This is a genomic window from Acidaminococcus intestini DSM 21505, from assembly GCF_000425045.1.
In the GTDB taxonomy this organism is placed as follows: domain Bacteria; phylum Bacillota; class Negativicutes; order Acidaminococcales; family Acidaminococcaceae; genus Acidaminococcus; species Acidaminococcus intestini.
Map to the genome: position 1 here is coordinate 38,716 of NZ_AULA01000017.1, position 9,596 is coordinate 48,311.

The 9,596-nt window shown below is 48.7% G+C and carries 11 protein-coding genes; 3 read left to right on the forward strand and 8 right to left on the reverse strand.

The genetic code is table 11. The features are described 5' to 3' along the window. The first annotated feature begins 35 nt into the window (after positions 1-35). On the forward strand, positions 36-962 hold the full coding sequence (locus H503_RS0106645; RefSeq protein WP_014128643.1) for a DUF1848 domain-containing protein: 927 nt from the start codon (positions 36-38) through the stop codon (positions 960-962). A 14-nt stretch (positions 963-976) separates the two neighbouring features. After that, a complete protein-coding gene (gene bcp, locus H503_RS0106650; protein WP_009015455.1) occupies positions 977-1,432 on the forward strand; it encodes a thioredoxin-dependent thiol peroxidase in 456 nt (151 codons plus the stop codon). 539 nt (positions 1,433-1,971) lie between these two features. Here bcp and mmuM read toward each other — a convergent pair. The 8 genes from mmuM to H503_RS0106700 form a co-directional block, all read right to left on the reverse strand. Continuing rightward, a complete protein-coding gene (gene mmuM / locus H503_RS0106655; protein ID WP_009015456.1) occupies positions 1,972-2,934 on the reverse strand; it encodes a homocysteine S-methyltransferase in 963 nt (320 codons plus the stop codon). A gap of 6 nt (positions 2,935-2,940) precedes the next feature. Next, positions 2,941-4,371 (reverse strand): alanine/glycine:cation symporter family protein, encoded by a 1,431-nt coding sequence (locus H503_RS0106660; RefSeq protein ID WP_014128644.1) that lies wholly within the window; start codon positions 4,369-4,371, stop codon positions 2,941-2,943. Between the two features lie 120 nt (positions 4,372-4,491). Continuing rightward, complete coding sequence (locus H503_RS0106665; RefSeq protein WP_009015458.1) at positions 4,492-5,526, reverse strand: mechanosensitive ion channel family protein; 1,035 nt, start codon at positions 5,524-5,526, stop codon at positions 4,492-4,494. Positions 5,527-5,556: 30 nt separating this feature from the next. Next, entirely contained in the window at positions 5,557-6,258 is a 702-nt protein-coding gene (locus H503_RS0106670) for a heterodisulfide reductase-related iron-sulfur binding cluster (protein ID WP_026385586.1), read from the reverse strand. A 3-nt stretch (positions 6,259-6,261) separates the two neighbouring features. Then, the gene (locus H503_RS0106675) at positions 6,262-7,104 is read right to left on the reverse strand and encodes a DMT family transporter (protein ID WP_009015460.1); all 843 of its coding nucleotides are present in this window, start codon (positions 7,102-7,104) and stop codon (positions 6,262-6,264) included. 85 nt (positions 7,105-7,189) lie between these two features. Next, positions 7,190-7,708: a PPC domain-containing DNA-binding protein gene (locus H503_RS12235; protein ID WP_016459498.1), complete on the reverse strand. Its 519-nt coding sequence runs from the start codon at positions 7,706-7,708 to the stop codon at positions 7,190-7,192. A gap of 11 nt (positions 7,709-7,719) precedes the next feature. Next, entirely contained in the window at positions 7,720-8,340 is a 621-nt protein-coding gene (locus H503_RS0106695) for an ECF transporter S component (RefSeq protein WP_009015462.1), read from the reverse strand. Positions 8,341-8,421: 81 nt separating this feature from the next. Further along, a complete protein-coding gene (locus H503_RS0106700; protein ID WP_009015463.1) occupies positions 8,422-8,778 on the reverse strand; it encodes a hypothetical protein in 357 nt (118 codons plus the stop codon). Positions 8,779-9,304: 526 nt separating this feature from the next. Here H503_RS0106700 and H503_RS0106705 point away from each other — a divergent pair. Beyond that, on the forward strand, positions 9,305-9,596 hold a 292-nt coding region (locus H503_RS0106705), incomplete at its 3' end, for a transposase (protein ID WP_026385588.1).

Here is a 9,596-nt window from a genome sequence, read left to right on the forward strand (position 1 = left end):
AAGAAAGGAATTTGCGTTCGAAAGGAGGCCCGGTCATGATCCTCAATACAGGCAACCGCACGGATATACCCGCTTTTTATACCCCTTGGTTCATGAACCGAGTAAAAAGCGGTGAAGTCCTAGTCCGCAGTCCTTATGCGGAAAATCAGGTCACGCGCTATCGTCTCGACCCCAGTGTCGTTGACCTCCTTGTTTTTTGTACGAAGAACCCCTATCCCATCCTGCCCCATCTAAAATCGCTGAGCATCTTTGATACCTTTTGGCATGTGACGATTACGCCCTATGGCAGGGACATCGAACCCAACGTGCCTAGCAAAAGGGACATTCTTTCGGCGTTCCAGTACCTGTCCCATCAGATAGGCGCAAATCGCATCGTCTGGCGTTACGACCCCATTCTCATCAATCATACCTACACGACGGCATACCATATCGAAGCCTTTCGCTCCATGGCAGAAACGCTTCAAGGCTATACACACCAAGTGGTCATTAGCTTCATCGATCTTTATGAAAAAACAAAGCGCAACTTTCCAGAAGCCCGTCCCGTCAGCGCCCATGACCAGGTGCTCCTCGTCAATGCCTTTTCGGAAATTGCCAAAAAGACAGGGCTCGCCATCCATCTGTGCTGTGAATCGGCCATCTTGGAGCGGGACAATGTCGATGCGAATGGCTGTCTGTCCCAGGCTGTCCTCGAAGAAGCTCTTGGTGAAAAACTTTCCGTACCACGCCGCAAAGCACCGCGGGAAGGCTGTACCTGTCTTCTTGGAGCCGATATCGGCGCTTATAATACATGCTCTCATTTCTGCCGCTATTGCTATGCCAATTACGATGAAGCCCTGGTGAGGAAAAACTACCAGCGCCACGACCCTGCGTCAGCCCTTCTCATCGGGCATCTTGAACAGGGGGATATCATCAAGGACGCCCAGCAAAAAAGCTGGAAGAGTCCTGAAATTTCATTATTCTAAGGAGGATTACACCCATGCTTGAAGTTGGAACAAAAGCACCTGATTTTACCCTGCAGAACCAAGAAGGAAAGGAAGTCTCCCTATCAGACTTCAAAGGGAAGAAAGTCATCCTCTACTTCTATCCGAAAGACTTGACAAGCGGCTGCACGAAACAAGCCTGCGGCTTTAAAGAACGCTACCCTCTCATTACGGAAAAAGGCGCCGTTGTGATCGGTATCAGTAAGGACAGCGTCAAAAAGCACGAGGAATTTGTGACGACCTACGCCCTTCCCTTTACGCTTCTTTCCGATCCAGAACATAAGGTCCAGGAACTTTATGACGTATGGAAGGAAAAGAGCCTGTACGGGCGGAAATACATGGGCACGGAACGCTCAACCTACCTCATTGATGAAGAAGGCACCATTGTAAAGGCGCTGCAGAAAGTACAGCCGGCTAAGAATCCCGAGCAGATGGTAAAGGTTTTAGGATGATTGTACTCAAAGCAAAAATCGCTCCGATTCTGCATCATGACATACCTCCATTGCTTAATCCATATTTTATGGATGCAATGGAGGAAAAGATTGGAAGGCAAAGGCCCATAACACACGGTGCCAAACCGCCATTTTCATCTACCATCCACTCCCGTAAGCAAGCATATTTGTTACAATCCTGCTAAGAAAATCTATTCGAAACTTCGTCGTACACGAAAACGATTCCGCTGCTTTTTATATCCGCCTGATACTATGCGGATGTAAGGGATAAAAGGGCTCTGCACTCCGCAGTCTTACAATGGAGCGCTCTCTGGATACGTCCCCTGCACGATTTCTCGCTTCGCTGTTTTGATCCATTTTATAGCTTTCACGGCCCTGCGGCGAGAATACAAAGACAACCCATCATAAAGCTAGCCCTAACTCGACTGTAAGCGCAGAGTCGGGTTAGGGCTCTTGTTCTTTAATTGAAGTCTTTAATTAACTGATCTTTTGAAATATAGGGATACCAATAGCAGCTGAAACGACCCACCTTCCTCATTTTATGCTTTACTTTGACGGTCCAGGAATTCTTCTCGCGCTTTTGCCACCGCGACGATATGCTCAGATACGGTGGTGCAGCAACCGCCAACGGCACGGGCGCCGGCTTCCATATATGTCCGGGCATAGTCCTTGAAGGAATGGCCGTCGCCTTTCCCATTCCAGGTCTTGGTAACCGGATCGTAGGTTTCCCCGCTGTTAGGATACACGACAATCGGAAGATCCGTTTCTTTTCCAAGTTCCTTGATAAGGCTTTCAAGGTATTCCGGTTTTGTGCAGTTGACGCCGAGGGCCCTTAGACGCGGATAGCCGCTACGGAAGGCAGCAGCACAGTCCCGGATGAGGTCGCCTTCGTTGATATGAAGCCCATCCTTACAAGAGAAACTGATCCAGTAATCAGCGCCGAGCCGCTCTGCAATGGCCGCTTCAATTTTGGCTTCACCAAGGGAAGGCTGGGTCTCAAAAAGGAGGACATCGGCGCCGGCTTCCCACAAAAGCTCAGCCCGTCTTTGATGGAAGTCATGAAGGGCAGCGTCAGGAATGCCGTAATGGCCTTTATATTCCGAGCCATCAGCCAGATAAGCGCCATAAGGCCCGATGCCAGCTAGACACATGGGATAGGCGCGGTCCGCGGCCTTGCCTTCTTTTTCCCACCACTCGTTACGGGCTTCCTGGAAGACCTTGACTGAACGGACAATGAGATCCTCGGCTTCTTTTTCCGAAAGGCCATTTGCCATGAGTCCAGGAATGGTGGCCTGATAGCTGCAGGTAATGCCCGCGTCCGCGCCGGCATGGAAATAATCCAGATGGACCTTTTTTACTAATTCGGGCTGATCCAAGAGCACACGTGCTGTCCACAGGGAGTTATTGAGATTGGCGCCCAAATGCTCCAGGGCTGTCCCCATGGATCCGTCAATGACACAGATCTGTTTTTTTTCAAGAATCTTTGCAAGGGTTTGTCTCATCTTTTCTTACTTCCTTTCCTCAATGGTTCCAAAACTGACAACGGGCGGGTGCTCTCCACGCTCATATGCTTGTAGGTAACGGTCCCAGAAGTCCTTTACAAGCCGCATGATTTCCTTTTGCTGCGTAAAGACAAACAGCAGGGTCATCATGACATACACAGCGGACAGGATATCGGTCATAGCCCAAAGGGCATCGGCTTTGATATCATACATGATGACACAAGGAACCATGTAGTACAGCATGTAGATCTTTACGGCAACCCGATTGCGCTCCGTATCGCCAAAGGCATAGTTGATGGATTTTTCGCAGCTGTAATACATGCCTACAATGGTCGTCCATGCAAAAATCGTGATGGCAATGGCCATGAACCAAGCCCCAAAAATGCCATAAGCGTCGCGGAAAGCCACAGTCGTCAGGCGGGCACTGTCAACTCCCGGATGGGTCACATAGACATTGGTCAGGATGATCGAAAGGGCAGTCACGCTGCAGACCACGATTGTATCGAGAAAGACTTCCCCCCACCCCCATGAAGCCTGCCGCACAGGATGATCCGTACGGGCCGAAGCATGGGCAATGATGCCATATCCAGTTCCGGCATCATTGGAATAAAGCCCCCTGGCAATGCCATAGCGCAGGGCGTCTTTCACCGTGGCCCCGGCAAATCCGCCTACGGCAGCGGTCGGTGTAAACGCGCTTTCAAGGATGAGCCAAAAAGCCTTGGGCACATCGGCCAGATGGATCAAAAGAATCCCCATCCCTCCAAGAATATAGAGCAGAGCCATAAAAGGAACGATTTTTTCCATGACGGCACTGATTCTCTTGAGGCCGCCAAAGATCGTTGCAAAACAGGTCACGCCAAGGACAGCCACACTGATCCGCGGATCAAGGCCAAACCCCTCCTGCATTGCACCAACCACGGATTCGGTTTGCACGCAGTCTGTCCAAGGTCCCAAGGTAAAGCAGGCAATGGCAAGGAGGATGGCGCCTTTTTTCCAGCCCAAGGCATTTTTCATCACAAAGGAGCGGTCGCACATATATTCATCCATGGATTTTGAATACTTCACGCGGAAACGCTGCCCCAGGATGATTTCACACGCTTTCGTGGACATCCCCAAAAAGCCTGAGACCCACATCCAAAAAACAGCTCCAGGACCGCCGGATACAATTGCCGTTGCCACGCCGCCAATATTCCCGACACCGATGGTGTTTGCCATGGCCGTGCAGGCAGCTGCAAAACCTGAAACCGTGCCCTGCCCTTCCCCATGAGCAAACATACGGCCAAAGGTATTGCGAAAATGAAACGCATAGCTGCGGAAATTATATCGGAACCGAAACCGGATACTCAAATAAAGTCCCGTTCCCAAAAGAATCACAATCATGGGCGTCCCCCAGAGCGCATCCGACAGAGCGATTAAAGACGATACGATCATCTGCATTCCTTCCTTTCTTCCTCTTGCTTTGCTGCGTACCCTCCGGCTACGGCCGAGGGACCCTTTGTACCTTCCTAGCAGCCTTGCTTTCTTTTTTCTTCTTCCCTACAACAATATGGCATCTATTTAATCATGACGCACAAGAAGCTCAATGCCTTCCTGCTGATAGACCCGGATGATTTCCTTGATGAACTGGTGACGAATCTTGGTCTCATCAACGATGTTGCGGATGCGCAGGACAACCTTCAAGGTAATCCCGTATTCCCCCATTTTATCAAACCGTACAGCCGGCATAAATCCCTTGACGCCATACTGGCTCCGGTCCAGGATGCTGCGTGCAACCCTGAGGGTAACCCGCTCAACCGCTTCCAGATCATTTCCATAAGTGATGGTCAACGGGATGGCAATCGTGCATTCCGCCTGTGGCTGCTCATAATTGGTAATGATTGAGGCTGCAATGCTTTTATTAGGGACAATGATCATATTTCCTGTTGACGTCCGAAGGGTCGTATTGCGCCAGTTCATATCGACAACCCGCCCCGATTCGCCACTGGAAAGGCTGATATAGTCCCCCATATGGACCTGACGGGAAACGATCGTGGTGATACCGGAAAACAAATTGCTCAGTGTGTCCTGCAAGGCTAAGGCCGAAGCCAGTCCCCCAGCTCCCAAAGCAGTCAGCAAGGGAGAAATGGAAATTCCGTAAGAACTGAGGATAATGAGGAAACCCGCCATGTAGATGGCAAGATCAATGACCGTCGTCAAGATAGACATGGAAGACGATTCGCTTTCCCGCCGCGTCATCCTCGCCTTAATCAGGGAAGAAGACAGATGGGCAATGAAAAAGGTCACCGTAATGAGGAGCAGACTGCGAAAATGGTTTTCCATCAGCTCCTTGATGAACCAAGGGACATTCAGGAAATCCTTGGCCATGCGGCTTCCTGCCAGCATCCCTACCAGTGTTGGCATGAAGCGGAAGGTACTTTTCCACGTCTTTTCCTTGATATGGGTGATTTTTACCAAGATTACGATCAAAAACCGGAAAACAAAATGAAAAAGGAGGATGCCCAATAAATTAAAGAAAATAAAAGCTAGAAAATGTACATGCGGTCCTCCGTGCTTTAGCTCATTTTTTGCAATGGCAAGTATTGTCTCATCCATGATAGTTGTCTAGATCCTTTCTTGACGGAATCATTTGCGTTCCGTATTATTCAAAGATTGGCTTTCCAAATAGCGAAAGGCCTTATCATCCTGCCATTTCGCCTTGTCAAGCGCCCTGTGCCATGCCTTAATATCAAGAGAGCCTGGCTTTGTTTGCTCCCCCATAATAAGGTCCAATAGAAAGACCGGCCGCTTGCCACCCAAGGAAAGCATCTTCATACATGTAAGGCAATAGGTTAGGACATTCTCACAAGGCAGCTGCAAAACGCAGCGATCAAGCGCGCAAAAAGCACCTGCAGGATCTTTACGTTTAAAAAAGGAATTACCGCAGCACGGGGCATGGTCCCTGTTGTAGGGGGCCTCCCGTACCGTAATGCTCATTTTTCGGAGCAGGCTGCGCACACTGTCATAAAGGGAATCCCGCCCCCTTACAAGACAGGGATCGTGAATGGTCAACGTCAGCTGGTCATAGCGCGGCAAAAAAAAGGCGTCCAGGCGATCAATATATTCATACAAAGATAAGGTGCGGATGCCCTCATAACGGGTTCGCCAGTGATTGTCGCAGGAAGGACAGACATTAATGATGACCGCGCCCTGAGGCAGCTCAGGATTCCTCCGGCAACAGATGCCGTGAGGCTTAAGCGAGGGATCTATGGCATGAAGCTTTTCATAGACCCGTTCAGTGAGTTTCGGCTTATAAAGACACAAGCCGCAGCTTGGATTAAAAAACATGGATTATTCTCCTTTCACCTTGTTATGAAAAGACCGGATTTCCTGTACGGCTGTCGGCAAGAGAATCAAAACCGCACCCAGGAACATGCCAGGCGTGAAGCGTTCATGGAGCAAAAACGTGGAAAGGAGAACGGCCACAATAGGATCGATATAGGTATAAAGGGCAATGGCAGCCGCCTCCAGTTTGGGCAGGGCGCTGAAGAAAAGAGCGTACGTAAAGCCTATCACAAATAGACTCAAAAACAGCAGATAGCCCCATTCGCTACCCGTCAGCACAAGATGGGAGACGTCTTCCGTCCAGAAAACATAGGGTAAAAGGATCAGGGCGGCCAAAATGACTTCCACAAGGGTCGATTCATAGGGGGTAAGGCCCCCCAAGGTCTTATTGATCATCATGACACAGACATAAAAGAAAGCCGCTAGGAGCCCATATATCATGCCCTCTGCATTGGCCCCGCTTGATTCCCCAAAGATGCCGGAGACCAGGATCATACCGCAAAAAGCAAAGAGCACGCTGAGTACCTTACCTTTCGTCAGTTGTTCCCCAAAACTAAAGGGCGAAAAAAAGAGCACAAAGATAGGCGCCATATAGTAGCAAATGACTGCTGCGGCTACGGTCGTGCTGGCAAAGGCCTTAAAGAGAAAGATCCAGGTAAACCCCATGGCAAAGCCGCAGGAAAAAAGCTTATACCTGTGTTCCCAGAGTTTTTCCCGCGCGGCCTCTCCTTTTTGCGCAGGCAAAGATAAAGAGGAAAAAGCGCCCAAAAACGCGCGGCAAAAGGCAATGACGCTTTCGGGAAGTGGAATATGGCGCACAATGAGTCCAACCGTAGCAAAGACAAGCATGGAGAAGATGATGGATAAACGGGCTTTTGCCGATGAAGAGATTATGGCGGCCTTCCTTTCTATCGAGATTGCGTATTTTTATATTTTAATGGGAAAAGATAAAAAAGAGCAAGAAAAAACTGGAACAAAATAAATTGCCCCAGCTTTTTACTATGAAATTGTATCGAAGGTTACGCCTTTTTGGATAGTTTCCACATATTAAAGCCCATGGATTCGTCCTTCTCCCGCATGATGATCGTGTTAAAACAGGTGACGATGATTTTGGCGGTAATTCCGATGACGCCCGAGACCATATGGCTGCCCTATGTATTGCCACTTCCCCGCCAAGGGCGATATTAAAATGTCCATAGGGCTTTTTCTGAAACATATCGAGAGTTCCTGTGAGGGAAATGATTTCCTTGATGCCGTAAAGTTTCGTTTCCCTATATTCTTTCCTGTCAGGGTGAAAAAAGCCCAACGTGACTTCCCGGACGGTGCCAATGCCCTGAATCATTCCAAAGGTGATGTGCTCTTTTTCAACAAAGGCAACAAGGCTGTCATGGATTTCATCGCCCCCCTCAAGGCAGACCACAAAATGGGGTTCATCAATTTTACCATATTCCATCAATTTTCTCCTTACCGATCAAGACGATTCACGATTTCCGTCAAGGCCACACTGGCCTTTTTATAGACAAGATAGGTAAGAAAACTTACGATTCCGTATTTGATGAGGTTAAAGGGCAGGACCGTAAATAAGAGATAATCTATGAGGGAATCTACAAAAGGATTGACGGCTCGCCCCATCTTGAGGATGGTTTCAAGAGGGATCCCGTAGAGCTTCACATACATGGGAATGGCAAAGTAATAGTTTGTCACAACGGCAAAGATACTGGCAATGAGGGAGCCAGACACAAGGGCATAGAGGGCGCCTTTTTTTGAATGATGGAGATGGTAGAAGATGGTGCTTGGGACGACATAAGCAATGGAACAGAAAAGGTTCATGACCTCTCCTACAAGGGCGCTGTTTGTCCCGATAATGACAAGTTTCAAAAGGATCTTGACAAAGGCAGCCAAGGCCCCGGCAATGGGTCCCAGAAAAAAGCCGCCGAAAAGGGCCGGCATATCAGAGATTTCGAATTTCATGTAGGCAGGTGCAAAAGGCAAGGGAAATTCGAAACTCATGAGAAGAAAGGATAAGGCCCCCAAAAGGCCGATAAAAACGACGGCACGAGTCGTCAGTGGACGATTGACAAACATAATGCCTCCCAATGATATAGAAAACTGGCGATTTCGACATAGGAAAAGGGGTGCCGCGAAAGCACCCCCTGGAATCGTTCCTTAGAGAAGGACTTCTTTATTTTCCAGGATGAAGAGACAAATCGTGCAGGACGGGCAGAAACAGTATTTCTTGCCTTCGGCCTTCAGGTCGTGGGCCTTTTTTGCAAGCTGGGCTGCCGTTTCTTCACCGAAGATCTTCTTACCTGCAGCAGATTCAAAGAACGGAATGACGTCATCAAGGGTGTTGATGTCTTCTCCCACTTCCTTTAAGAGCTTAGTGTTCATTTCCTGCTGACGGTCCGTACCAACAGCTGCGAGCCATTCCATACAGACGGCTTTCAGTTCAGGACAGGTGGAAGGCAGCGTGCAAAGTTCTTCCACCTTGGATTTGATGGCAGCAAACGTAACGGTTGACATGGGACTCCCCTCCTTATTGTTGTAGATACACCTTTCATTCTACCATGAAGCGTTGTCAATGACAAGGTGGCGGAAAGTTGGATCCCGATAAAAACTAGACTGATAATTATGTAGAACATGCCATTACTTCCAGTGCCCAGCTTATTGAAGCGGAAGAGAAAGACAAAGAGTCTGTCGACCAAAAGACCGTAAGAGGAATCACAATCGTCCCGGGACGACCTGCGTACGTATTTTTCCTTTGAACTCGACTCGAAGAGCCGATTCGCCTTTGCCAAGGCGGATTTGCTTCCGCCGCCCTGAGGCAATGACCCAAGAGCAAAGGACAGTATGGCAAGGTCTTGATGGAAAAGACGGGTAACCGTGACCCTGACGCGCCTTTTTTGAAGGCTTGGTGCGAATTGGTGCGATGCGGCAACCACCTTTAAGCAGTTGTGTCTTTTCTCCATAAAAAAGAGACTGTGAAAAAAGGATTTCCCCATTTTGAAATGTACCCTCTTTACTGGACACCCAGTAAGGAGGGTACATTTTGCGTTATACGACTGAATTTAAGCTGATGTGTGTAGAACTTTATCGTCAAGGTAAGTGGGTAAAAACACCTAAAGGAATTAAAACAGCAAATTTTCGTAACAAGATTCGTACTTGGAATCGTATCGAACAGGCTGGCGGACCGGAAGCATTGTGTCACAAAGCACATTACAAGGCATGGTCCCCAGAGGAGAAACTTGAATTGGTTTCACAAGTAAATGCCGGACAGTCAATGATGGCTGTCGCCTGTCAATATGGTATGAGCTATAGTCTTTTGTACCAATGGGTTCGTA